Source organism: Gulosibacter sediminis, from assembly GCF_014904065.1.
GTDB lineage: Bacteria > Actinomycetota > Actinomycetes > Actinomycetales > Microbacteriaceae > Gulosibacter > Gulosibacter sediminis.
Genome location: NZ_JACXJG010000010.1, coordinates 155,089 through 178,280 on the forward strand (window position 1 = coordinate 155,089; position 23,192 = coordinate 178,280).

The following is a 23,192-nucleotide window of genomic DNA, read 5'->3' on the forward strand; positions in this document are numbered from 1 at the left end:
CCGCTAGTTCTTCACGAGCCCGCCGTCGACGACGAGGTTCTGCCCGGTCACGGCGCGCGCCCACGGCGACGCGAAGAACAGGCGGCGTCGGCGAACTGCTCGGGCGTCGTGACCGAGCGCAGTGGGGTGCCCTGCGCGATGGCGTCGAACACCGCATCCGGCGTCGCGGCGCTCGCGTCGGTGGTGCGCAGCAAGCCGCCGCTGATCATGTTCACGGTGATGCCGCGAGGCCCGAGGTCGTCGGCGAAGGTGCGCGTGAGCGAGAGCAGTGCGGCCTTCGCGGCGGTGTAGTCGTGGTACGGCACGACGGGGTACTGAAACAGGTTCGTGCCGATGTTGATGACCCGGCCCGAACCCGCGCGGGCGAAGTGCGGGGCGGCCGTCTGAATCACGTTGAGCGCGCCGCGGATTGTGCCCGAGAACTGCGTGTCGAAGTCGGCGTAGTCGATCTCGTCGGCCTTCGCGCGCGCGTCGCCGTTGAACGAGAAGTCGATGAGCGCGTTGTTGACGACGGTGGTCACGGGCGCACCGAATGCGGCATCGGCGGCGGCGAAGAGTTGCTCGACCTCGGCGGGGTCGCGCACGTCGGCGCGAGCGGCCACCACGCGGCCGGGATTCGTCGCCTCGAGCTGCTCGGCCGCTTCGCGGCTGGTGCGGTAGTTGACAACGACGCGGGCGCCTTCGCGCACGAACGCCTGGGTGAGGGCGCGGCCGAGTCCGCGCGCGCCGCCCGTGACGAGCACGAGCTGCTCGGCCAGGGGGAGCGCGGTGGTGGGGTCGATGGTGGTGGTCATGCGTGGGCCTTTCGGGTGGAAGCGGATGCGGTGTGCCAGGCCGCGGCGAGGCCGCGGGCGGTGAGTGTGGGGTCGGGTGCGGCGCAGATCGCCGAGACGAGGGCGATGGCCGCCGCGCCGGCGTCGCGGAGCGGGGCGACGTCGTCGGGACGGATGCCGCCGATCGCGACCGCTGGCAGTGGGGTGCTCGCGGCGAGGGCGGCGAAGCCCGCGACGCCGAGGGCGGGCGGATGGTCGGGCTTCGTCGAGGTCGGGCGGATCACGCCGATGCCGAGGTAGTCGACCGTGCCGACCGGCAGCGCGGCAACGGCCGCGAGGTGGGCGGACGTGTTCGCGGTGAGGCCGACGATCGCGTCCGGGCCGAGCGCGTCACGGGCCTCGCGCACCGCGGCGTCGCCCTGGCCGAGGTGCACGCCGTCGAGGCGAATGCCGAGTTTGCGCGCCGCGATCGCCACGTCGAGGCGATCGTTGATGAGCAGCGTCGCGCGGCCGTCGATCACCTCGGCGAGCCGTTCGATGTCGCGCAGTTGGTCCTCAGCGCCGCGGCGCTTTTCGCGGTACTGCACCGTCGTGACGCCGCCCAACACGGCCGCGTCGACGGTCGGGAGCAGGCCGCGCTCGCCCGTGAGGTGGCGGTCGGTGACGAGGTAGATGCCGGTGACGGGTGCGGGTGGTTGCCCGGTTGTGCAGCCGGTCGGCGTTGTGCCGTGGGCTGGCTGCGCGCTCTCGGCGGTCATGCCGCGTCGCCCGTCGTGGCCCGGACCGGCTCGAGGTCGCCGGCCGGTTCGAACCGGAGGCGCGTGCCTGCGGCCACCTCGACCGGCATGATGTGGGCGAGCGCGTCGAGCAGTTCGACGGCGAACGAGCCCGGCCCGGCCGCCCGGGCGGCCGCCCGCTCGGCCGCGACGCCGTAGCTTACGTGCGCCGCGACCAGCGCATCCAGCACCGACAACTCGACTCGCACCGCGAGGAACGCCGCGACGATTGCGCCGAGCGCGCAGCCGCCGCCGGTCACCTTCGTGAGCAGCGCATCCCCGCCCGAAACCCACACGACCGAGCTCCCGTCGGTGACGAGATCCTCCTCGCCCGACACCGCGACGACGGTGCCGTAGCGGCGCGCGAGGGCGACTGCCGCATCCCGCGCGCTCGCGGCTGAGTCGGCCGACTCGACGCCGCGGCCGCCCGAGCCGGCGCCGGCGAGCGCGAGCACCTCGGAGGGGTTGCCGCGTACCGCGGTGGGGCGCTGCGCGACGAGCTCGGCGGCGAGCTGCGTGCGGATGGGGAGCGCGCCGATCGCGACCGGGTCGAGTACCCATGGCGTGCCGGCCTCTCGCGCACCCGCGACCGCCTCGGCGATTGCGCCACGCTGCTCGGGCGTCGGCGTGCCGAGGTTCACGAGCAGGCCGCCCGCGGCGCGAGCGAACAAGCCCGCCTCGCCGACGATGTCGACCATGGCGGGCGCCGCGCCGAGCGCGAGCAGGGCGTTCGCGGTGAAGCCCGTAACGACAGTGTTCGTGATGTTGTGCACGAGCGGGGCGGATGCGCGCACCCGGCGGAGCAGTTCGGCGACGGTGTCGGGTGTGGGCGCGTCGGTGATCGACGCGGTGAGAGGTGGCATTGCGACATTCCCTTCATCGGCGAAGGGGCGCGGCGACGCTACCCGGCCGCGCGCGGCGAGGCCGACGGCGGAACAGCAGCGAATTGGACGATCCCTTCGCCAGTACTAACTGGATCAGGTTCGACGGGTGTGATCTCAGCCGATCGCTCGGCACCCCGTGTCACTGCCGCCACCCTAACGCACGGCCGAGCCCGCGCATCCGGCNCATGACTTTCTGCGACGCACGCAGCATCGAGCCTCGCGCATCCGATTAGACTGGCGAGGTCGCAACTGGCGTCGGATGGGTCACCATCGGGGAGCGGCATCCGGAGCACGAGCCGCACGCCTGGGCTCGCCGACACGAACGACCGATTCGATTCCGCGAATCAGCGAAGGAGTCCCAGTGTCCGAATACCAGAACCTGCCACTTTCCGAAGTCGACCCCGAGATCGAGCAGGTGCTCAAGAACGAGCTCGATCGCCAGCGCAACACGCTCGAGATGATCGCGAGCGAGAACTTTGTGCCCCGCTCGGTGCTCGAGGCCGTGGGCAGTGTGCTCACGAACAAGTACGCCGAGGGCTACCCCGGCCGCCGCTATTACGGCGGCTGCGAGGCCGTCGACGTCGCCGAAGACCTCGCGCGCGACCGCGCGAAGGAACTCTTCGGCGCCGCCTACGCGAACGTGCAGCCCCACTCGGGTGCGAGCGCGAACGCCGCGGTGCTGCACGCGCTCGCGAAGCCGGGCGACACCATCCTCGGCCTCTCGCTCGACCACGGCGGCCACCTCACGCACGGCATGAAGATCAACTTCTCGGGCCGACTCTACGACGTCGTGGCCTATGGCGTCGACTTCTCGACCGGCCGCATCAACATGGACCAGGTGCGCGAGCTCGCCCTCGAGCACAAGCCGAAGGTGATCATCGCCGGCTGGTCGGCCTACCCGCGCCAGCTCGACTTCGAGCAGTTCCGCGCGATCGCCGACGAGGTCGGCGCGTACCTGTGGGTCGACATGGCGCACTTCGCGGGCCTCGTGGCCGCGGGCCTGCACCCGAACCCGGTGCCGCACGCCCACGTCGTCTCGTCGACCGTGCACAAGACCATCGGCGGCCCCCGCTCGGGCTTCATTCTCACGAACGACGCCGACCTCTCGAAGAGGATCAACTCGGCCGTGTTCCCGGGCCAGCAGGGCGGCCCGCTCATGCACGTGGTTGCCGGTAAGGCCGTCGCGTTCAAGCTCGCGCAGACCGAGGAGTTCAAGGACCGTCAGGCCCGCACCCTCCGCGGCGCCGAGATTCTCGCCGAGCGCCTGCTGCAGGACGACGTGAAGGAGGCCGGCGTCGCGCTGACCACCGGCGGCACCGAGGTGCACCTCGTGCTCGTCGACCTGCGCGATGCGCCGATCGACGGCCAGCAGGCCGAAGACCTCTTGCACGAGGTCGGCATCACCGTGAACCGCAACTCGGTGCCCGACGACCCGCGCCCGCCGATGGTGACGTCGGGCCTGCGCATCGGCACGCCGGCGCTCGCGACCCGTGGCTTCGGCGACGAGGAGTTCCGCGAGGTGGCCGACGTCATCGCTGAGGCGCTCAAGCCCGAGCCGAACATCGAGTCGCTGCGCGCGCGCACGAAGGCGCTCGCCGACAAGTTCCCGCTCTACCCTGGCCTGGTGTACGCATGACGGCACTTCGCCTCGACGGCAAGGCCGCGGCGGCAGCGATCAAGACCGAGCTCGCGCAGCGCGTGAGCGCGCTGCGCGAGCGCGGCGTCGTGCCGGGGCTCGGCACGGTGNTCGTGGGTGAAGACCCGGGGTCGAAGCTTTACGTCGCGGGAAAGCACCGCGACTGCGCCGAGGTCGGCATCGAGTCGATTCAGGTCGTGCTGCCCGAGACGGCGACGCAGGAGGAGGTGGCGGCCGCCCTCGACGAGCTCAACGCGAACCCGGCGTGCACCGGCTACATCCTGCAGCTGCCGCTGCCGAAGCATCTCGACCAGGAATCGCTGATTGAGCGCATCGACCCGGCGAAGGATGCGGATGGGCTGCACCCGACGAACCTCGGCCGGCTTGTGCTCAATGTGCGTGATGAAATCACGACGCCGCTGCCGTGCACGCCGCGCGGCTGCGTCGAGCTGCTGCAGCGCAACGGCTACTCGCTCGACGGCAAGCATGTCGTCGTCGTGGGCCGTGGCGTGACCGTCGGCCGGCCGATTGGCGCGCTGCTGACGCGGCGCGACCTCAACGCGACCGTGACACTGACGCACACGGGCACGCAGAACATCGCCGAGATCGCTCGCACCGCGGACGTGATCGTTGCCGCGACCGGTGCCGCGCACCTGGTGAAGCCCGAGTGGGTCAAGCCGGGCGCCGCGGTGCTCGACGTGGGCGTCTCGCGCGTCACCGACCCCGAGACGGGTAAGTCGAAGGTGTACGGCGACGTCGACCCGGCGGTCGCCGAGGTCGCGGGCTACCTCTCGCCGAACCCCGGCGGCGTCGGCCCGATGACGCGGGCCCTCCTGCTCGCCAACGTGGTGGAAACCGCCGAACGCGCCGCCTAAACCGCAGCAGTTGAGTGGTCGGTTTTNCTGACGGCGCAGCGGCGTTGGCGGAGTTCGGGTGTGCCGCGAGGAAGGCGGCCGCGGTTAGAGGTCGCGGCGGGGGCCGTCGGCCGAGGAAGTTGTGACGACCTCGAGGCCGGTCCAGCCGAACTCGGCGTAGGCCTCGTCGAGGTTGTTGCGGAACTCGTCGACGCGGTCGAGTGGGATCAGCACGAACACCGTGCCACCGAAGCCCGAGCCGGTCATCCGCGCGCCGAGCGCGCCGTTCGCGAGCGCGAGCTCGGTGATGAGGTCGATGCGCTGCGTCGACGCCTCGAAGTCTTCTCGCAGCGACTGCTGCGAGGCGTTGAGGATCGGCCCGGTGTGGGCGACGCCGTCGGTGCGCAGCACCCGCGTGATGTCGAGGACGCGCTGGATCTCGGTGAGCACGTACGCTGCGCGCTTACGGTCGACGGGGTCGAGGTTCGTCGCGGCCTCAAAGTCCTCGAACCTCACCTCGCGCAGAAACTGGCAGCCGAGCGCCCGCGCGACCCGATCGCAGGCATCGTGGCGGTCGGCGACGATGCCCTCCCAGTTGAGGTGGTTCTCGCCCGAGTGCACGAGCAGTTGCGCGAGGCCGAGCTCGGCGAGTGGCGGGGCATCGAGCAGCGTCACATCGTTGCCGCGCGCGTCGAAGAAGACGTCCTTGTTCGCCTCGGCGCTCAGGCAGACGACGTGGTCGGCGGGGCCGGCTGAGGCGCCGACATAGTTGTTCTCGACGCGGTAGCCGAGCCGCGCGAGCCTCTGCATGTCGAGCTCAAACCCCCACAGTGCGTTGATCGCGAGTGAGATCGCGCCGCAGATCGACGCGCTCGAGGCGAGGCCGCCGCCGATCGGCAGGTCGGTCGTAATAAAGAGGTCGAGTCCAGTCGGCTCGAGCGCCGCATCCTCGTCGCCGTCGATGAGCTCGGAGTTGAACATCTGAATGTGCTCGAGCCCCGCCCAGATCGTACCGAGCGGATAGTCGAACCAGTTGTGTTCGGCCGGCGGCACCAGCTGCTCGAGCGTCGTCTCGATCACGTCGCCGGCGAGGTCGGTGCGCACCCGCACGACCGTGTCGTCGCGCCGCGACATCGCGACCGCCGAGCGCCGCTCGGTCGCGTGCGCGAGGGTGAGCCCGTCCTCGATGTCGGTGTGGTCGCCCATGATGCTCACGCGCCCAGGAGCCGACCAGACGCCCTCGGGCGGTGCCCCGTACGCGGCGGCAAATTGTTCGGCGACGAGTCGGCTCGTGTCTCGAATCATCAATCTTCCCGGGGTACGCGGTCAGGGCATGCGCGAGCAAAGCTTCGGCCCCTCAACTCTACGACGATTTGCTGAACCCAATCGCAGATCCAAAGGTGCCGGCGCCGATCGTGCGCGCCCCGAGCGCCTCGGCTCGGGCCCGCAGCTCGCGGTCGCTCGTCACCACGAGCGTCGTCACACCCGGCTTAATTGCGGCCACGACCTCGTCATCGCCCGAGCCGGCGGCGGCGCGGATGCGCACCCCGGGTTCGGATGCGCAGGCCTCGGCCAAGGGTCGGGCCGCGCCCTCGACAACGAACGTGACGCGCGGCCAGGCGGTCGCAACGTCGAGCCCGAACAGCGACGCAGGGCAGCCGTCGGCGGCAATGGGGGAGATCTCCGCAACGACGCGCCGGGCCCCACCGGCGCGATCCTTCCACCAGCCGTCGGGCCGCGAGCCCATGACGTTCGCGACGTCGACGATGATCTCGACCCGGGCATCCAGCAGCGGCCGCAGCGTCGGCCAGGCGCGGGCAAAGCCGGGATGCAGGCGGAGCCGCTCGAGCTCATTGACGGCCACCCAGGCGAGCTGGTGCGACTCGTTGTCGTTCATGTGCGCCTCGAACGGCGTCGTCACCCGCGCGATGACGGTCGTGTACTGCCAGAAGCCGAGGTCGCGCACGTAGGTGAAGCGCGGGCGCACCGCGTCCGACGGCACGGCCGCCTCCTCGAACGATTCGCGCAGCGCCGCCTGCACTGGCGTCTCGTCGCCGTTGCGTGCGCCGCCGGGGATGCCCCAGGTGTCGCCGTAGTGACTCCACGGCGCGCGATGCTGCAGCAGGATGCCCCGGTCGGGGTCGTGCGCGACGAGTCCGGCCGCGCCAAACAGCCCCCACATTCGGGTGCCGTCGGGGCCCTCCGCCCATCCGTCGCCGGAATTACTCACCCGGGCAGTCTACGAGGATGCGCTGGGCTCGGCGTGGCGGGTGACTCGCGGGGTCATGCGCTCGGCACTCACTTAACGCCCAGGAAAGTCAATTGACTTAACCGTGTGGAATGTGATTCTTTTAACCACATGGAAAGCAATATGGCCCCGCGTAACGAAGAGAATTTTTCGGCCGCCGATGCCCTGCAGTAGATCGACACCGATCGTGCTTCCTTCAGCGAGCGCATGGAGACGCCGCGATGGTATTACCCCGTGCTCTCGATTGCGGCCGCCCTCGTCGTGGCCGCGCCCGCACTGATTCACGCGGGCGGCTGGAACCTTGTCGTGCTCGCCGTGAGCCTCGTGATCAGCGTCTCGCTCATCTTCATCTATCGAAAGCGCACCGGTGTGTCCAGCACGAAGCCGTCCGGCCCCCGTAGCTGGACGGTGCTGATCGTCATGATGGCGCTGCTGATCATGTGCATGGTGGTGGCAGGAGCGCTCGGGGGCGAGGGACTCAGCCTCTGGGTCTTCGCCCCGATGCTCGCCGCCATCGTCGTGTTCTGCGTCGGCGGACCGATCTACGACCGCGTGTCGATTGCGGAGTACAACAGTGTCCGTTAGTCCCGCGTTCCACGACGAAATCCACGCGCCGAACCGGCTGCGCATCCTGAGCCTGCTGCGGCCGCTCGAGGGCGCGGAGTTCACGGCGGTGCGGGAAGCGCTCGATCTCTCCGATGCCAACCTCTCGAAGACGATCAAGACGCTCGCCGAGCTGCAGTACGTCACGACGAGCAAGCTCGCGACGAGCGAGCGCGACCGCCGCCGTCGCACCTCGGTGCGCATCACGCAGCTCGGCGCAAAGACCTTCGACGAGCACGTCGCCGCGCTACGTGAGCTGGTCGCCGGCGCCGAGCTGCCGAGCTAGCAGCGCGCGGCGAGCCCAGAGCTGGGCCCCGTCGATCCCCCGATCCCACGCGGCTGCCGCGCCCTGATCTGGGTGGCGCTTGCTACGCACGTCGGTGTCGCCGGAGCGCGACGAGCTCGGCGCCGGGTGAGGATCCCTGCCGCGGTTTTCTCACTTCTCTGCGCTCTTCCAACAGCGATGCGGTTTCCTAGTGAAGCCATAGTTCTCGACCACCGACGTGGTCTTGTGGCGGAGCCGCGGTTTTCTACCAGCGATGCGATTCTCTATCGAAGGAGCAAAAATGCGAGCAGTGATGATGTACGCGCCCGGCGACGTTCGGGTTGATGAAGTCGCCAAGCCGACGATCGAGGCGCCGACCGACGCCGTCATTCGCGTGACCGCGACCTGCGTGTGTGGCTCTGACCTTTGGCCGTACCGCGGCGCGCAGCCAGTGAATGGGCCGTCGCCGATGGGCCACGAGTACATCGGCGTGGTCGAGCAGGTCGGTGACGAGGTGCGGGAGGTCGCGGTCGGTGACTTCGTGGTCGGCTCGTTTGTCGCATCCGACAACACCTGCGAGATCTGCGAGGCGGGGTTCCAGTCGCGCTGTATCCACCAGGTGATGATGGGCGGCATCGGCACCCAGGCCGAGTTCGCGCGCATCCCGCTCGCCGACGGCACGCTCGTGAAGGTGCCCGGCGAGCCGACCGAGGCGCAGCTGCGCAGCCTGCTCGCGGCGTCGGATGTGCTTGGGACAGGTTGGTACGCGGCCGTCGCGGCCGAGGCGGGTCCGGGCAAGACCGTCGCCGTCGTCGGCGATGGCGCGGTCGGCCTGCTCGGCGTGCTCGCGGCGAAGCAGCTGGGCGCCGAGCGCATCATCGCGATGTCGCGCCACGCCGACCGGCAGGCGCTCGCGCGTCAGTTCGGCGCGACCGACATCGTCGAGGAGCGCGGCGAGGCCGGCGTCGCGAAGGTGAAGGAGCTCACCGGCGGCTACGGCGCGCACGCGACGATCGAAGCCGTGGGCACGCAAGAGTCGATGCAGCAGGCGATTCACGCGACGCGCGCCGGTGGCCGCGTCGGATTCGTCGGGGTGTCGCACGATGTGCAGCTTGAGGGCCAGGAGCTCTTCTTCGCATCGGTCGGGCTGCTTGGCGGCCCCGCGCCGGTGCGCCGATTCCTGCCCGACCTCATCGACCGCATCATGCGCGATGAGATCGACCCCGGTGTGGTGTTCGACCTCACGCTGCCGCTCGAGGAGGCGGCCGAGGCCTACCGTGCGATGGACGAGCGCCGCGCGACCAAAGTCATGCTGACGTTGTAGGTCATCGCGGGAACTTTCCTGCACTGACGTTCCTCTAACCCTCAGCAGTGCGTGACCTGCCGCCTCGTTTGTCGTGGCGGCAGGTCCGTTTCGAGGTGATGGAGGCAGAAAATTGGATATCGCGGAGCTGCACGAATGGCTCGGGATCAGCTTGCCGGTGTCGTCGCGCACCGACGAATCGCACCGGTATCAGGACACGCTCGCCGGCGTCCTGCTGGCGATCGGTTCGCGGAGCTTTCGCGCGACCGCGACGCTGACGGAGTCGGGCACCAAGCGGTTCGACTCGGTCGTGTTCTCGGCGACCTTCGCGACGAACGACTTTCTCGTCTTTGCCGACCGCGACCTCACCATCGACGCGCCATCGCCCATTGAGATCGTGCGTTGGGGTGCGGTCGAATCGATCGGACTGAACAGCCACGTCGGCGCCCGCGGCGGCGTCGCCAGTTCGGTGACGCTGCACTTCTCGGGCAACCGCTCGTCCCGCCACATTGAGCGCTCGACGATTCGCTCGGGTGAGGGGTTCAACGAGCTCGTTGGGTTCATGCTCGACCGGTTGCGGTAGCTCGACCGGCCAACCGGATGCGGATCAGCGGCTCGTCGCCTGGCCTCCAGCGTCGCTGCTGACGCCCGAGGGGCGCTTCGGCGAGTTCTACGCCGTCGACGCGGGCGCGGAGCTCTCCGGATCCCGGCCAGACGTACGTCCACTTTTCTGAATGTGGGGAGCTGGGAGATCCGGTGGGCACGAATCGCCGCCCATGAAACGACGAGGTCGTGACTGTGGGCTGGCGAGCTCGCGCGTCCAGGGACCGTTCACGGAGAGCGGGAATGCCCAACACCGACTGATGTTGGGCATTCCCGTGAAGCGATGGCGGTGGGCCCAGCGGGGCTCGAACCCGCGACCCATGGATTAAAAGTCCACTGCTCTGCCAACTGAGCTATAGGCCCGCCCGCAAGTCTAGCGGCTACGCGCGCGTCGAACCGCCATCGGTGAGGTCGTTGTTCGCCGCGGCGTCCGAAGCATCCGCGGCTTCGGCTGGGCTGGCTTCGCCGGGCGCTGCCGCGCCACCCTGCTCGGCCTGCGCATCCGTCAGTTCGGACGCCTCCGACGCGACCCACGCATCCGGCTCGTCGCTGAGGTCGAGCAGCTCGTCCATGCCGTCGTCGGCCTCGAGCGGTGGGCCGAGGCGACGCTTGCGCGACGGCCACAGGCCTCGTTCGCCGCGGCGCCACCAGTTGTAGAGGGTGACGGCGGTGAAGACGGCGGCCATGGTCGCCGGGAGCATGCCCCACAGGGTCGGGAACTCGCCGAAGGTCGTCTCGAGGCGCACCCAGCCGAGCACGACGAGCCAGAGCTGGCACAGCAGCGAGAAGATCGCCCAGAGCGCGATGTTCGTGGCGGGCAGGGCGCGGGGACGCGTCGCGCGCACGACCAGCAGCAGCGCGAGAATCAGGCTGGATGCGGTCGGCACGACGCCCCAGAGCACGTTGCCGAAGGCGGAGAGTCCGGTCTGGCTCGCCCAGTCACCGAAGCCAAGGCCTAAGCCGAGTAGCTGCCAGCCGTTGAGGGTGTCGGCGTCGTTGCGGATCGGGTAGGTGGTGAGCCACCACGGCAGGAACATCGAGATCACGATGAGTGCGGCGCAAATCCACGCCGACCAGCGCTTCTCCGGGGTTCCCGGCTGCACGCGCTGACTCGTCGAGTCGTTCAACGTTGCCTTGTCGTGGGTCGACGCGGCGGGTTCCGTCGAGGCGGATGCGGGGGGGGNCATGACCACAAGAATACTTGCGGGGCGCCTGCGCCGGGCCGAACGTGGTTCGCCGAGCGCGCATCCCCTCGCATCACGGCGCGGAACGCGAGAGAATTGGGGGCGTTGCCCGGCGATCGTCGGGCCGGAGGGAGATGCTGTGGAACGCTTTCATCGACCGGTGCGGATGCCCATCGAGGCGTTTGACGTGTTCGAGGGAGCTCCCGATCCCGCGGCCGTAAACCGTGTAGCGCACGACACGGCGCACGCGCTGCTCAACCGCGTGCACGAGAGCGAAGACCCGGATGTGGTCGAACGCACCGTGCGCTACGCGAACCACAACGGCCTCGACGACCTCGTGCAGCTGTGGGCGCCGGCCGCGGCGCAGAGCCTGCCCGGATCGCTCTGGCGGCTCTACCTCGTGCACGCCGCCGTGACGCAGGATGCGGCGAACGCGAGCTATCTCTATCGCCGCGGCGCCGAGATCGACGTGTCGATCAACCACGTCGTTGCGGGCGCCGTCGAGCCGACCGGCCCCGCTGAACTGCAGTCGCTCATCGAGACGATTCTGCGCGGCGCATTCACGGGCGACTTCGCGGATGCGCTCGACCGCGCCGCCGCCTTCTGCGCCGTCATGTCGCAGGGCGCCGCCGCCGTCGCCGAGTCGGACGAGCACGCGAACCCGCCCCGCGCATCCGCCGCGCTGCGCCGGGGCGCGCGCTACCTCGATTTCGCGCGCGACCTCGCGTCGAGCGCGAAACTCTGGCGCGTCGGCGCCCTCGACTAGCGGGGCGGGCGCGGCTACGCGTCGTTGGACGCGTGGTTGCGGCAACTCGCGGGTCTGGTCAGTGCGGTGGACATTGGCAGGCGACGGATGCGCGGGGCAGGGCCGCGCGCAGGCGCGCTGAGGGCGGTCGGTCGCCTGGGCCATGCTGCTCGTTCGGCATCGTGCCGGCGCAAGCGCAACGCGACGCGCCCGCATGCTCGCGAGGGGCGAACACGCCTTGCGTGCTCTGTCTCGGGTCGTAGAATTGACGACGCCGGGCCGCAGTAACCCCGGGCTCCAATTTCTGCCGCTTCGAGCGGCCTTCCGCCGAGAGGCGTTCTGCGGTCCGGCACTTTTCGTCTCTGGGGCGTTCCGCCCCGCCACAAAGTGTCCCCGGAATCCCACTTNGCGCAGAAGTGGGATCTCGGGGACACTATGTTGCGGCGCCAAAGTGAGGTGCGCCCCACTCCTCGGTGCGTCGCCACAAAGTGTCCCTAATGTCCCACTCTTGCGCGCAGAAGTGGGATCTCGGCGACACCAAGGTGGGCCGTCACAGGCACCTGTGGACAGGCACACCATGAGACGGGTCGCGCGGGGTAGCTTGCCCGCGTGACCTCCCCAGACATTCCGCACGAGCTTTTGCACGCCCCGTTTACTGTCGCCGCCGGAAAGGCCGCGGGCATGACGCGGGCGCAGCTTCGCCGGCGCGGTCTCGCGGCACCCCGCCGTGGCGTCCGCGTTGCCAAGGCGACCACGAACCACCCGCTCGCAGACCTACGCGCCTACGCCGCGCGCATCCCCGCGGGTGCTGCATTCTGCGGCGAGAGCGCCGCGCGAATCTACGGACTGCCGCATCCCGACAGCCCGAAACCACCGCCACCGACCGAGGCTGCCTCGGCGTCGACACAACCCGTGCCGGCGCCAGCGCCAACGACATCACCGCAGCCAATTTATGTTGCCGCGGCGCGCGGCCGGTCCAAGCCGCGGGGCGCAGGAATCGTCGGCCGCAGGCTCAGCAAGCCGATGTTTCAGTGTGGCTTCGTTCGCTTGGTGGCGGGGTTTTTGCAGCGCTCCGTGGCGGTCTTGTTGCCGCGATCACGCCGGACTGGCTGCAGGTAGGTGTCGCGGTCTGAACCGAGAGGGGTGCGCCCGGTCGGGGCCGTTTGGATCGCTGCCGCTACGTCAGAGTCCGAAGGCTCCGCCGCTGACGAGGATCACGATGCCGAGGCCGATGAGAACGATGGGGAAGAGGATGTGCTCCCAGCGTTCGAGCACTTCGGCGATCGGGGGGCGGGTGGCGACGAACTTTGCCAGGGCCACCAGGACCGCGACGAGCGCGAGGAAGACGATGCAGTAGGCGACTACTGCGAGAGGTTCCACGCTGAGGAAGACAGGGGTGTAGACGCCGATGTTGTCGCCGCCGTTGGCAAGGGTGACGCCTGCGACTGTCCACACGCCGACCTTCTTGCCGGCAACCTTGGCCTCGTCGTCATCGTCGTCATCGTCTCCGCGCCAGGCCTGCCATGCGGCCCAGAGGCCGAGGCCCAGAGGGATGAGACCGAAGTACGGGATGGCTGCCGAGGGCAGGAATGCTCCGGCACCGATAGTCACCAGGACCGCGGCACCGAGGATGCCGGCGAATCCGAGGTACTGGCCGGCCAGAATGCGGGCGGTAGTGCCGCGCTGGCCTGCCCCTCGCGCGAAGAAGAGGGAGAGCACGATGATGTCGTCGATGTTGGTCGCTGCGAACAGGCCCATCGCCTGCAAGACCGAGGTGAGGATCATGCGCCCTCCCCAGCTGCGTCGCATCCGGGAAGCGAGCAGGCGGGATCGATGCACGGGGCGTCTTCGTCCACTGCCAGGGTGGCATCGACCAGTGCCGTCAGCGCCTGCGCCAGGTGCGAATCGGCGATCTCATATCGTGTCCGACGACCCTCGGGCTCGGAGACGACGATCCCGCAATCGCGCAGGCATGCCAGGTGGTTGGACACGTTCGGGCGTGTCAGGTCCAGATCTCGGGCCAGTTCCGCCGGGTGAGCGGGATGGTCGAGCAGGGTCAAGATGATCCGGGATCGAGTGGGGTCGGCCAGTGCACGACCCAGGCGGTTCATCACGTCGAGACGCGAAGCAATAGTCAGCATGGACTGAACTATACAGCGCGCACTGAACGCTCGGTCACAGGCGTCAGCCCAGATCGCATGCCCGTAAGGGGAACCCTCACCGGACACCACCGCTACTTATCGAGAGGAACGACGGCACGCCTGGCNGTGAACAGCTTCGCTCTGTGTCGTCCTTCTGGCTTCGCTTCGTGTCGGGTAGCCCGGTCGCTACGGCTGCAGGAGCTCTCGTTCGATGCGTTCTGCGATGGCGTCCCGCATTGGTCGCACGTCTTCCGGTGACCAGGAGTTGGGGTCGGGGAACGACCACTCCAGGACCGTGCCGCCAGGTTCTGCGGGGAGTTCGAGTCCGGGCTTCATGAGGACGACGATGTCCGCGTGTTCGAGCAGGTCGGGCGTCACGCGCCGCGGCATGCGTGCGGTGATGTCGAGGCCGAGTTCGCCTACGGTCGCGGCGATCGAGGGGTTCACCTCGTCGGCCGGGGTGATGCCGGCGGAGGTGGCCGTGTATCGGTCGGGTGCGGCGAGTTCGAGGAGTGCTGCGCCGAGTTGTGAGCGGCCGGCGTTGTGCTTGCAGATGAACAGGACAGTGGGCTTCGTGGTCATGGATGCAAGTCCGGTCAGTTGGTGCAGCACGAGGTGTTGCCGGTAGCCGAATCAAGCGGAGTGCAGCAGGCAGCGTCCTCAGCGGCAGGAGTGGCGGTGGCGGGCGGGGTGGTGCAGCAGGAGCTGCCGCCGATGTCGGTGGAGCAGACACCCGTTTCGGGGAGGACGAGTTCGAGTTGTCGGGCTGCGGTGTGGTCGCCGGCGAGTTCGGCGGCGATGGAGCGGACCTGCTCGTAGCCGGTGAGGAGCAGGAACGTGGGCGCGCGGCCGTAGGACTTCATGCCGGCGATGAAGAAGTTCGGCTCCGGGTGCGCCAACTCGGCGACACCGTGCGGGGGAACGGAGCCGCAGGAGTGCAGGTTCGGGTCGATCAGTGGTGCGAGGGCTCGGGGTGCTTCGACGATGTCGTCGAGGCCGAGGCGGATCTCGCGGAGCATGTCGAGGTCGGGCCGGAATCCGGTGGCGTTCACGATGACGTCGACAGTGACCGCGAACGGCTCTCCCGCGCGCCGGCCGGTGACGGTGACCTGGTCGCCGTCGGCGCGGACGTCGTCGATCTCGTACGAGGCGATCTGCTGCAGCTGACCGGACTCGACGAGGCCGTGGACGGTGGACCCGAGCTGACCCCTGGCCGCGAGGCCGTCGGCTGCGTCGGCGCCGAGCCGGGCGGTGCCGGCGTTTCGGACAGCCCACAGCACTTCGGTACCCGGCGCGGTCTTGGCGAGGCTGGCGAGCTTGATGAGCGTGTTCGCCGCGGAGTGGCCGGCACCAACGACGAGGACCCGCTTCCCCGAGAACCGGGCCCGGTCGGCGCCGAGGACGTCAGGCAGTGCGTGGACGACGCGGTCGCCGAGGTCCGCGGCGGGTGCGAGCCCAGCGGCAGTGAGGGGGTTCGGTGATGTGTAGGTGCCGGAGGTGTCGACGACCGCACGCGCGGTGATGTCCGTGACGCCGTCGGCGGTGTGGAGGCGGAGCAGGAAGGGGGTGTCGGCGCGGCCGGTGGAGCGGGTGCGGTCCATGCCCTGCCGTGACACCGCCTCCACCCGGGTGCCGTAGCGGATCACCGGTGCGAGCTGCGGGGTCGCAGCCAGGGGCGCCAGGTACGTGTCGACGAGGTCCTGGCCAGTGGGCAACGACGCCGCTCGAGGCGCTTCCCAGCCGGTGGCTTCCAGGAGACGCTGCGCGGCAGGGTCGATGACGTACTGCCACGGGGAGAACAGGCGCGTGTGTCCCCACGCGCGGACGCTCGTCCCAACCGTCGGGCCAGCTTCGTAGACGACGACGTCGAGGCCGCGCTCGAGGAGGTGCGCGGCGGCAGCGAGCCCGACGGGGCCGGCACCGATGACCGCGACGGGCAGCCCGGTGAGGCGGTCCGCGTCGGTCCGGGGTGGGACGGTGAGGGTAAGCGTCATGGTCTGCGGCTTCCTGGTCGTTACGCGGTTGCTTCGGTGGGCAGCAGCTCGGCGAGGAGCGTCTGGACGCGGTGCTTGACGTCGTCGCGGATGGGGCGGACGTCCTCGATGCCGCGGCCGGCGGGATCGGTGAGTTCCCAGTCCTCGTACCGCTTGCCCGGGAAGATCGGGCACGCGTCGCCGCACCCCATGGTGATGACGGCGTCGGAGTCGCGGACGGCGTCGGTGGTGAGGATCTTCGGCTGGTTGCCGGCGATGTCGATGCCGTCTTCGGCCATCGCCTGGATCGCGATCGGGTTGATCTGGTCCTTCGGCGCACTGCCGGCGGAGAGGACCTCGACGCGGTCGCCGCCGAGTGCCTGCGCGTAGCCGGCGGCCATCTGGGAGCGTCCCGCGTTGTGGACGCAGACGAACNGATCGTGGGCTTGTCACTCATGGGTGTGTGTCTTTCCGGGTTCAGCGGATGAGGGTGAGCCAGCCGGCGAGGGCGGCGAGGGTGACGGCGAGGACGGGGACGGTGAGGACGATGCCGGTGCGGAAGTACTGCCCCCACCCGATGTGGATGCCCTTCTTCTCCAGCACGTGCAACCACAGCAGGGTCGCGAGGGAGCCGATGGGGGTGATCTTCGGGCCGAGGTCGGAGCCGATGACGTTGGCGTAGACCATCACCTCGTGGGTGAGCCCGGTCGCTCCGGCTCCGCCGATGGCGAGGGCGGCGATGAGGACGGTGGGCATGTTGTTCATCAGGGACGCGAGGATCGCGATGGTGAACCCGACGCCGAGCGCCGTGACGAGCACCCCGTGGTCGCCGAACACGTCGAACAGCTTCGCGAGGTGGTCAGTGAGGCCCTGGTTCTGCAGGCCGTAGACGACGAGGTACATGCCGATGGAGAACAGCACGATCTGCCACGGCGCCTCCCGGATCGTCTTCCACACCGGAATCACCCGCCCCGACGGCGCACCNACCGCCACCGGCGGCACCGACGGTGGCGGTGCCGCCGGTGGTGACCAGGACCGGTGCGGCCTGGGCGCGGGCGAAGAGGAACGCGGGCTGCCGGGCGGCAACGAGCACGATCACGACCGCCCCGACACCAGCGACGGCCGCGAGCGGCACACCGAGTGGGTCGGCGGCGAAGTAGCCGACGAGCAGCAGGGCGAGGACGACCCAACCGGCGCGGAACGTCGCCCGGTCCGTGATCGCGGCGGTGGGGCTGGTGAGGGCGAGGACGTCGTACCGCTTCGGGATGCTCTTGCCGAAGTAGAGCAGCAGCATGCCGAGGGAGGCGAGGACGGAGACGATGCCGACGGGGATCATGACGGCGGCGTACTCGGCGAAGCCGAGGTGGAAGTAGTCGGCGGAGACGATGTTGACCAGGTTCGACACCACCAGCGGCAGGCTGCCGGTGTCGGCGATGAACCCGGTGGCGAGGATGAACCCGAGCGCTGCCTTCTGCGGCATGTTCAGGGCCCGGAGCATCCCGACGACGATCGGGGTGAGGATCAGTGCGGCCCCGTCGTTGGCGAACACGGCCGCGATGACGGCACCGAGGCCGACGATGAGGACGAACAGCAGCCGTCCGTTGCCGCGGCCCCAGCGGGCAACGTGGAGGGCTGCCCACTCGAAGAACCCGGCCTCGTCGAGGATCAACGAGATCAGCACCACCGCGACGAACGTCAGTGTCGCGTTCCACACGATCCCGACCACTGTCGGGATGTCGGAGAGGCCGACGACGGTGGTGGCGAGGGCGATGACGGCGCCGATNCGCGGTGTAGCCGATCGGGAACCCCTTGGGCTGCCAGATCACCACCACGAGCGTCGCGACGAAGATCGCCGCAGCCACCACAGCCATCACCATCAGCCGATCACCGCAGCCTGGTTCACTGCAGCCTGGTTCGCTGCGGCGGCGGCGCGTTCCCAGCCCTGCGCGGCGACCTGCACGGCGTCCCACGGGGACCCGAGCGGCGGCGTGTAGGAGAGGTCGAGGTCGATGACGTCGTCCACGGTGAGCTCCGCGTGGAGGGCAGTGGCGAACGTGTCGATGCGCTTGCTGATCTCTGCCGAGCGCTGCCCGACGATCTGCGCACCGAGGAGCCGACCGGTGCTCTGGTCGCCGGTGACGCTGATCGTCAGCGGGACCGCGCCCGGGTAGTACCGCTTGTGGTCATCCGCCACCGTCACCCGCGTCAACGGAGACACCTCCAGAGGGCCGGTCTCGTGCTGGCGGAGGCCGGTGCGGGCGGCGACGAGATCGAACACCTTCACCACCTGCGTCCCCACCGAGCCTGCGAAAACCTTGCTGCCGCCGAGCATGTTTTCCGCGGCGACGCGGCCCTGCTTGTGCGCTGTCGTCCCGAGCGGCAACCACGTGGTGCCGAGGAGCCGGTGGTGCGTCACGACGCAGTCACCGGCAGCCCACACATGCGGCACCCCGGTCCGCATCGATTCGTCGACGACGATCGCGCCGGCCTGACCGAGCCGTGCCCCAGCGGCGACCGCGAGGTCCGTGACGGGATGGACGCCGACGCAGACCACGACGAGGGCGAACGTGCCCTCCGCGTCACCGGACGTCGACCTGGTGGCGACGCGCCACTGCCCATCGCCTGTCGGGGCGATCCCGGTGACGGTCGACCCGGTCAGGACGGCGGCGCCATGGCGGCGGACCTCGGCGGTGACGAGGGACCCGAGCTCCGGGTCGAGGGTGGAGAGCACTTCCGGGCCACGCTGAATCAGCGTCGTCTCGAACCCGCGCGCGACGAGCCCTTCGGTCATCTCCAGGCCGATGTAGCCAGCACCGACGACCGCCACCCGGCTCCCCGCCGGCAGCAGCTCGAGGGCAGCGACCACCTGCTCCGCATCAGTCATGGAGTGCAGCAGGTGGATGCCAGATTCCCCGAACGGGACCCCGGCCGGGCGCACGGGCTCGGCGCCGGTGCCGATCAGCAGCTCGTCGTAGGAGATCTGCTCTTCCCCGGCAGCGCCGGTGACGGTGAGGCGGCGGCGGTCGACGTCGACGGCGGAGGCCCAGGTGGAGGAGCGGACGGTCATGCCGGCGGCTTCGAGGTCCGCGCGGGTGCGGTGCGCGAGGGACGCTTCCGTCGCGACGTCGCCGGAGACCCAGTACGGGATGCCGCAGATGGAGAAGTTCGGGAACTCGTCCGCGAGTACCACCGTCACATCGGTGGTCGGGTCAAGTTCGCGGGCGCGGAGCGCTGCGGCGATGCCGGCGTCACTGCCGCCGACGGCGAGGAGGTGAGTCATCAGGCTGGTCCTTCACGGATCGAGCGGGAGCCGAAAGCCGGCCCGTACATTGAAGCACGTCGATATCGATGAACGCAAATATAGACGCCCGTCGAAGTCGGTGGGAGGATGAGCCCATGACGATCGAGCTGCTTCCCATCCAGGACGTCACCGCGTGCTGCTCGCCCGTCACCACCGAGGCGATGGACCAGGCGTCCGCCGAGGTCCTCGCGAAGTCGCTCAAGGCGATCGCGGACCCGGCCCGGCTCCGGCTGATCTCGATGGTCGCCGCGCACGACGGTGCCGAGGCCTGCGTCTGCGACCTGCAGGAACCGCTCGGCCTGTCCCAGCCGACCGTGTCGCACCACCTCAAGGTCCTCGTCGACGCCGGGATCCTCCACCGCGAAAAGCGCGGCACCTGGGCCTACTTCTCCCTCATCCCCGGCGCCCTGGACACCCTCGCCGGCCTCATCACCGCGCCGGCGAAGTAGTCCACCGCGACATGGTGGCGCGAAGTGCTTGCCGAATGTCCGCCGGCCGTGTCAGAATCGTCCTGCGTTCATAGTGCGCGCCTACAGCCGGTCCTCTGGATCGGCTTTTTTCATGCCCGCCTGCTCCGCTACCCTGAGGCTGCTCGGCACGCGTCTGCCCGGGAATCTCGCGGGTGTCGCATAGGCGCTGTACGCTGACACTCAAGGCAGCACGACGCTGTCTCCGGCCGGCCCTCTCAGGTCCGGCCTTTTTTATGCCCTGATCTGACTCGGGCATTCGCAGGGAGCTCTCGACGCTCCTGCCATCCGCTGCCACGCCTCGTTGCGCGCCGGCGGTCCTCATGCCCCCACCCGAGGACGGGTGGGTTCTGGCCGCAACTGGCCAACCCCGAAGGAGGCATCATGCCCATCACCGACACGGTGGACATGCTGACGGCCTCCGGTGGTACTGCTGCCCTGACTGGCGTCATCGCCGTCGCCGGCGGCGTGCTCAGCGCGTTCCTGTCCAAGCAGGTCGTCGCGCTGATCCAGCACGTCATCGACGTCATCGACGACCGCACGCTGGCCAAGGATCCCGAGCGAGCTCGCATCGTCGCAGAACTGCGTCGAGCCCGCCGCGGGCAGCAGTAACCACCGGTTCAAAAAGCCGCCCCTCATTCGGCCAGGAGAGCTCTGTCTCCATGTTGTAGCGAAAACGAACGATTCCGCTACAACTATCCGTACCGACGCCCCGCCAGGGTGCGAGGCGGCGTGTCATGTAACGGAACCCAGTCCCGGAATCTACGTGCCACCACTACCCCTCCGGATCGAGTTTCGCTACGTTCTCTTCATGGGCCACCTCCTCGGGTACGCGCGCGTGTCCACTACTGACCAGGACGCGGCGCTGCAGATCGACGCGCTCAACGCCGCCGGCTGCTACCGCGTGTTCGTCGACACCATGTCCGGGTCGCTCCAACACCGGCCCGAGCTGGACAAGCTCCTCGACCAGCTCCGCCCCGGCGACACTCTCGTCGTCTGGCGACTCGACCGGCTCGGCCGGTCCATCCGGCACCTCATCGATCAGCTGCACGCTCTCGCCGAGCGCGGGGTCGGGTTCCGGTCGCTGCAGGAGACCATCGACACCACCTCACCCGGCGGCCGGCTCGTGTTCCACGTCTTCGCCGCTCTGGCGGAGTTCGAGCGGGACCTCATCAAGGAACGCACCAACGCCGGCCTCGCCGCCGCCCGAGCCCGCGGCCGGACCGGCGGCCGACCGTCTCGCCTCTCCGCGGACCAGGTGCGCACCGCGCGCCGGCTGTACGAGCAGCAGGACATGACCGTCGCGCAGATCGGTGACGTGCTCGGCGTCAGCCGCACCACCATCTACCGTGCACTCGCGAAGCACGCCGAGCCCGTCGTGGCGCGACGAACCAAGCCTTCCCCAACGATGTAGCTACCCATGGACGCAAGCGAGCGGTGGGGCATCCTTCGACTGCACGTCGAGGACGCCATCCCGCTCGCCACCCTCGCTCGCACCACGGGCGTCGCCGAACGCACCCTGCAACGCTGGCTCGCCCGCTACCGAACCGGCGGATACCCGGCTCTCGCCGACGGCACCCGCACCGATCACGGCGCCCGACGGACGGCACCGGAACTGGTGCGCCTGATCGAGGGGCTCGCGCTCACCAAGCCACGACCCTCGATCGCCACGATTCACCGCCAGGTCGACAACCACTGCACCAAACGAGGTCTCTCAGCGCCGTCGTACTCGGTTGTGCGGTCGATCGTGAACGGGCTTGATCCCGGGATGGTGACGCTCGCGCTCGAGGGGCCCGCGTCATATCGGGACAAGCACGAACTGTTGCTCCGACGTCGTGCGGATCGCCCCAACGCGATCTGGCAGGCGGACCACACGATGCTCGACCTGCTCATCGTCGGACCCGACGGCAAGCCGGAACGGCCGTGGTTGACGGTGATCCTCGACGACTACTCCCGTGCGGTCTGCGGGTACATGGTGTTCCTCGGCGCCCCATCCGCCGCGAACACCGCGCTCGCGCTCCGGCAAGCGATCTGGCACAAGCCGGAACCAGACTGGCCCGTCTGCGGGATCCCGGACGTGCTCTACACGGACCACGGGTCCGACTTCACCAGCCACCGCCTCGGCGACACCGCCGCCGTGCTGCACCTCCGCATCATTTACTCCCAGGTCGCTCGACCACAGGGCCGCGGGAAGATCGAGCGGTTCTTCGGCNGCTCCCAACGCTCCCCGGCCACCTCGCGCCCGGATCCTCCGCGCCGACGCCGGCGCTAGATCTCGCCGGTGTCGAGAGTGCCATGAACACGTTCATCCGCCGCTACAACGCCCGCACCCACCGCGAGCTCCGGAAGAGCCCACTGGAAGCGTGGATCGCAGACGGGTGGCTGCCACGACTGCCGGACTCCCTCGAGCAGCTCGACGGGTTCCTGCTCACCGTCCCGACCACGCGCGTCGTGCAACGAGACGGCATCCACTTCGAAGGGCTTCGCTACACCGCAGCCACCCTCGCACCCTTCGTGGGCAGCACCGTCAGCGTTCGGTACGACCCCCGCGACGTCACCGAGATCCGCGTCTTCCACCGCGACGCGTTCCTCTGCACCGCCATCAGCACCCAGCACCAGACCGAGACGATCAGCCTCAAACAGATCCAAGCCGCCCGGAACGCGCAACGCAGAGCCCTGCGCGGGCAGATCCGCGAACGCATCGCGATCGTCCGCCCCACGCCCGATGATCACACCCCACCAGCACCCGCACCGGATCAACGGCGACTGAAGACCTACGAGGAGGACCGGTCATGACGAGCCAGTTCATCATCACGAAGGAACACCGCCGGTTCGCGGAGTTCGCGGATGCCGTTCGGAAGCAGAACACCATCGGCGTCTGCTTCGGCCCCGCTGGCGTCGGTAAGACCCTTTCCGCACGCCGCTACGCCCACTGGGACAGCATCGGCCCATTCATCGCCAGATGGGCCGCACGCAGTGAAGACGACACCAAGATCTACGCCGCCGCACACCGTGCCCGCACGGTCTTCTACACGCCCGAGGTCTCCGCCACGATGCGAGCCCTGCAGGACGACCTCCGGCACGACATGCTCCGCACCGAACACTGCATCGAGGAACACCTCATCCTCCACGGCCGCCACTGCGACCACGCACACGGCCCCAACCCGTCGCTGCTCGAGCTGATCATCATCGACGAGTCCGAACGCCTCACCGGCAACGCCGTCGAGTGGCTCCGTGACCAGTACGACCGCACCGGCATCGCGATGATCCTCATCGGCATGCCCGGCATCGAGAAGCAGTTCAGCCACTACNGCAGCTCTACAGCCGCCTCGGATTCGCCCACCAATACCGTCCGCTCGGCCACGACGAGCTGCTCTTCGTTCTCGAACGTCAATGGCGCAAGCTCGGCAAGACGCTCGACCCCGACGACTTCACC

24 protein-coding genes, 1 tRNA gene, 2 pseudogenes and 2 riboswitches are annotated in these 23,192 nt (G+C 69.1%); of the genes and pseudogenes, 13 read left to right on the top strand and 14 right to left on the bottom strand.

The genetic code is table 11. The annotated features are described in order from the left end of the window. Positions 1 to 3: 3 nt before the first annotated feature. The 3 genes and pseudogenes from ID132_RS06365 to thiM all read right to left on the bottom strand — a co-directional run bounded on the left by ID132_RS06365 (position 4) and on the right by thiM (position 2,412). Positions 4 to 794: pseudogene (locus tag ID132_RS06365) on the bottom strand (3-oxoacyl-ACP reductase). Next, entirely contained in the window at positions 791 to 1,531 is a 741-nt protein-coding gene (gene thiE, locus ID132_RS06370) for a thiamine phosphate synthase (protein ID WP_125107073.1), read from the bottom strand. Before thiE ends, ID132_RS06365 begins: the two are co-directional and overlap by 4 nt. Beyond that, the gene (gene thiM, locus ID132_RS06375; RefSeq protein ID WP_193128144.1) at positions 1,528 to 2,412 is read right to left on the bottom strand and encodes a hydroxyethylthiazole kinase; all 885 of its coding nucleotides are present in this window, start codon (positions 2,410 to 2,412) and stop codon (positions 1,528 to 1,530) included. Before thiM ends, thiE begins: the two co-directional genes overlap by 4 nt. A gap of 73 nt (positions 2,413 to 2,485) precedes the next feature. Next, positions 2,486 to 2,580, bottom strand: a riboswitch (TPP riboswitch). A gap of 88 nt (positions 2,581 to 2,668) precedes the next feature. Further along, positions 2,669 to 2,750, top strand: a riboswitch (ZMP/ZTP riboswitch). 44 nt (positions 2,751 to 2,794) lie between these two features. Between thiM and glyA the strand changes: the two genes are divergently transcribed. Together glyA and ID132_RS06385 are read left to right on the top strand one after the other, a co-directional pair. Continuing rightward, positions 2,795 to 4,069 carry a serine hydroxymethyltransferase gene (gene glyA, locus ID132_RS06380; RefSeq protein WP_125107075.1) on the top strand — a complete coding sequence of 425 codons (1,275 nt, stop codon included), beginning with the start codon at positions 2,795 to 2,797 and terminating at the stop codon, positions 4,067 to 4,069. After that, entirely contained in the window at positions 4,066 to 4,944 is an 879-nt protein-coding gene (locus tag ID132_RS06385; RefSeq protein WP_193128145.1) for a bifunctional methylenetetrahydrofolate dehydrogenase/methenyltetrahydrofolate cyclohydrolase, read from the top strand. Before glyA ends, ID132_RS06385 begins: the two co-directional genes overlap by 4 nt. A gap of 84 nt (positions 4,945 to 5,028) precedes the next feature. On the opposite strand, the gene ID132_RS06390 is transcribed toward ID132_RS06385, so the two are convergent. After that, the gene (locus tag ID132_RS06390) at positions 5,029 to 6,228 is read right to left on the bottom strand and encodes a galactokinase (protein ID WP_125107077.1); all 1,200 of its coding nucleotides are present in this window, start codon (positions 6,226 to 6,228) and stop codon (positions 5,029 to 5,031) included. A 58-nt stretch (positions 6,229 to 6,286) separates the two neighbouring features. After that, complete coding sequence (locus ID132_RS06395; RefSeq protein ID WP_328743700.1) at positions 6,287 to 7,153, bottom strand: NUDIX hydrolase; 867 nt, start codon at positions 7,151 to 7,153, stop codon at positions 6,287 to 6,289. A gap of 225 nt (positions 7,154 to 7,378) precedes the next feature. Here ID132_RS06395 and ID132_RS06400 point away from each other — a divergent pair, with 225 nt between their 5' ends. The 4 genes from ID132_RS06400 to ID132_RS06415 all read left to right on the top strand — a co-directional run bounded on the left by ID132_RS06400 (position 7,379) and on the right by ID132_RS06415 (position 9,925). Then, positions 7,379 to 7,756 carry a hypothetical protein gene (locus tag ID132_RS06400; RefSeq protein ID WP_193128146.1) on the top strand — a complete coding sequence of 126 codons (378 nt, stop codon included), beginning with the start codon at positions 7,379 to 7,381 and terminating at the stop codon, positions 7,754 to 7,756. Continuing rightward, complete coding sequence (locus ID132_RS06405; protein WP_193128147.1) at positions 7,746 to 8,060, top strand: transcriptional regulator; 315 nt, start codon at positions 7,746 to 7,748, stop codon at positions 8,058 to 8,060. The genes ID132_RS06400 and ID132_RS06405 overlap by 11 nt, the downstream gene beginning before the upstream one ends. Positions 8,061 to 8,340: 280 nt before the next feature. After that, positions 8,341 to 9,363, top strand: a complete 1,023-nt coding sequence (locus ID132_RS06410) for a zinc-dependent alcohol dehydrogenase family protein (protein ID WP_193128148.1) — start codon at positions 8,341 to 8,343, stop codon at positions 9,361 to 9,363. A gap of 112 nt (positions 9,364 to 9,475) precedes the next feature. Continuing rightward, the gene (locus ID132_RS06415) at positions 9,476 to 9,925 is read left to right on the top strand and encodes a hypothetical protein (RefSeq protein ID WP_193128149.1); all 450 of its coding nucleotides are present in this window, start codon (positions 9,476 to 9,478) and stop codon (positions 9,923 to 9,925) included. A 310-nt stretch (positions 9,926 to 10,235) separates the two neighbouring features. On the opposite strand, the gene ID132_RS06420 is transcribed toward ID132_RS06415, so the two are convergent. Beyond that, positions 10,236 to 10,308, bottom strand: a tRNA-Lys gene (locus tag ID132_RS06420). A gap of 960 nt (positions 10,309 to 11,268) precedes the next feature. Here ID132_RS06420 and ID132_RS06430 point away from each other — a divergent pair. Further along, positions 11,269 to 11,895: a DNA-directed RNA polymerase subunit beta gene (locus tag ID132_RS06430; protein WP_193128151.1), complete on the top strand. Its 627-nt coding sequence runs from the start codon at positions 11,269 to 11,271 to the stop codon at positions 11,893 to 11,895. A gap of 1,161 nt (positions 11,896 to 13,056) precedes the next feature. Here the strand turns inward: ID132_RS06430 and ID132_RS06435 are convergent. From ID132_RS06435 to ID132_RS06470, 8 genes and pseudogenes are all read right to left on the bottom strand, one after another. Next, entirely contained in the window at positions 13,057 to 13,659 is a 603-nt protein-coding gene (locus ID132_RS06435) for a cadmium resistance transporter (RefSeq protein WP_016997609.1), read from the bottom strand. Continuing rightward, positions 13,656 to 14,015: a Cd(II)/Pb(II)-sensing metalloregulatory transcriptional regulator CmtR gene (gene cmtR, locus ID132_RS06440; protein WP_125107084.1), complete on the bottom strand. Its 360-nt coding sequence runs from the start codon at positions 14,013 to 14,015 to the stop codon at positions 13,656 to 13,658. Before cmtR ends, ID132_RS06435 begins: the two co-directional genes overlap by 4 nt. A gap of 186 nt (positions 14,016 to 14,201) precedes the next feature. Beyond that, positions 14,202 to 14,597 carry an arsenate-mycothiol transferase ArsC gene (locus tag ID132_RS06445; protein ID WP_125107085.1) on the bottom strand — a complete coding sequence of 132 codons (396 nt, stop codon included), beginning with the start codon at positions 14,595 to 14,597 and terminating at the stop codon, positions 14,202 to 14,204. Positions 14,598 to 14,611: 14 nt separating this feature from the next. Next, a complete protein-coding gene (locus tag ID132_RS06450) occupies positions 14,612 to 16,009 on the bottom strand; it encodes an FAD-dependent oxidoreductase (protein ID WP_038566163.1) in 1,398 nt (465 codons plus the stop codon). A gap of 20 nt (positions 16,010 to 16,029) precedes the next feature. Further along, positions 16,030 to 16,445 (bottom strand): annotated as a pseudogene (locus tag ID132_RS06455) (arsenate reductase ArsC). Between the two features lie 20 nt (positions 16,446 to 16,465). Continuing rightward, positions 16,466 to 16,909: an ArsB/NhaD family transporter gene (locus ID132_RS14365; RefSeq protein ID WP_193128180.1), complete on the bottom strand. Its 444-nt coding sequence runs from the start codon at positions 16,907 to 16,909 to the stop codon at positions 16,466 to 16,468. Then, the gene (locus ID132_RS14370; RefSeq protein WP_328743716.1) at positions 16,848 to 17,771 is read right to left on the bottom strand and encodes an ArsB/NhaD family transporter; all 924 of its coding nucleotides are present in this window, start codon (positions 17,769 to 17,771) and stop codon (positions 16,848 to 16,850) included. Before ID132_RS14370 ends, ID132_RS14365 begins: the two co-directional genes overlap by 62 nt. A 93-nt stretch (positions 17,772 to 17,864) precedes the next feature. Beyond that, the gene (locus tag ID132_RS06470; protein WP_193128152.1) at positions 17,865 to 19,268 is read right to left on the bottom strand and encodes an FAD-dependent oxidoreductase; all 1,404 of its coding nucleotides are present in this window, start codon (positions 19,266 to 19,268) and stop codon (positions 17,865 to 17,867) included. A 116-nt stretch (positions 19,269 to 19,384) separates the two neighbouring features. Here ID132_RS06470 and ID132_RS06475 point away from each other — a divergent pair, with 116 nt between their 5' ends. The 6 genes from ID132_RS06475 to ID132_RS06495 form a co-directional block, all read left to right on the top strand. Further along, positions 19,385 to 19,738 carry an ArsR/SmtB family transcription factor gene (locus tag ID132_RS06475; protein ID WP_038566171.1) on the top strand — a complete coding sequence of 118 codons (354 nt, stop codon included), beginning with the start codon at positions 19,385 to 19,387 and terminating at the stop codon, positions 19,736 to 19,738. 402 nt (positions 19,739 to 20,140) lie between these two features. Continuing rightward, positions 20,141 to 20,368, top strand: a complete 228-nt coding sequence (locus ID132_RS06480; RefSeq protein WP_051805400.1) for a hypothetical protein — start codon at positions 20,141 to 20,143, stop codon at positions 20,366 to 20,368. A 199-nt stretch (positions 20,369 to 20,567) separates the two neighbouring features. Then, entirely contained in the window at positions 20,568 to 21,170 is a 603-nt protein-coding gene (locus ID132_RS06485; RefSeq protein WP_076693229.1) for a recombinase family protein, read from the top strand. A gap of 6 nt (positions 21,171 to 21,176) precedes the next feature. Next, the gene (locus tag ID132_RS15530; protein ID WP_459562446.1) at positions 21,177 to 22,028 is read left to right on the top strand and encodes a DDE-type integrase/transposase/recombinase; all 852 of its coding nucleotides are present in this window, start codon (positions 21,177 to 21,179) and stop codon (positions 22,026 to 22,028) included. 23 nt (positions 22,029 to 22,051) lie between these two features. Next, positions 22,052 to 22,552 carry a Mu transposase C-terminal domain-containing protein gene (locus ID132_RS15535; RefSeq protein ID WP_459562447.1) on the top strand — a complete coding sequence of 167 codons (501 nt, stop codon included), beginning with the start codon at positions 22,052 to 22,054 and terminating at the stop codon, positions 22,550 to 22,552. Next, positions 22,549 to 23,192: AAA family ATPase (locus ID132_RS06495; protein WP_459562448.1), on the top strand; the 644-nt coding region annotated here is incomplete at its 3' end. The genes ID132_RS15535 and ID132_RS06495, both read left to right, overlap by 4 nt.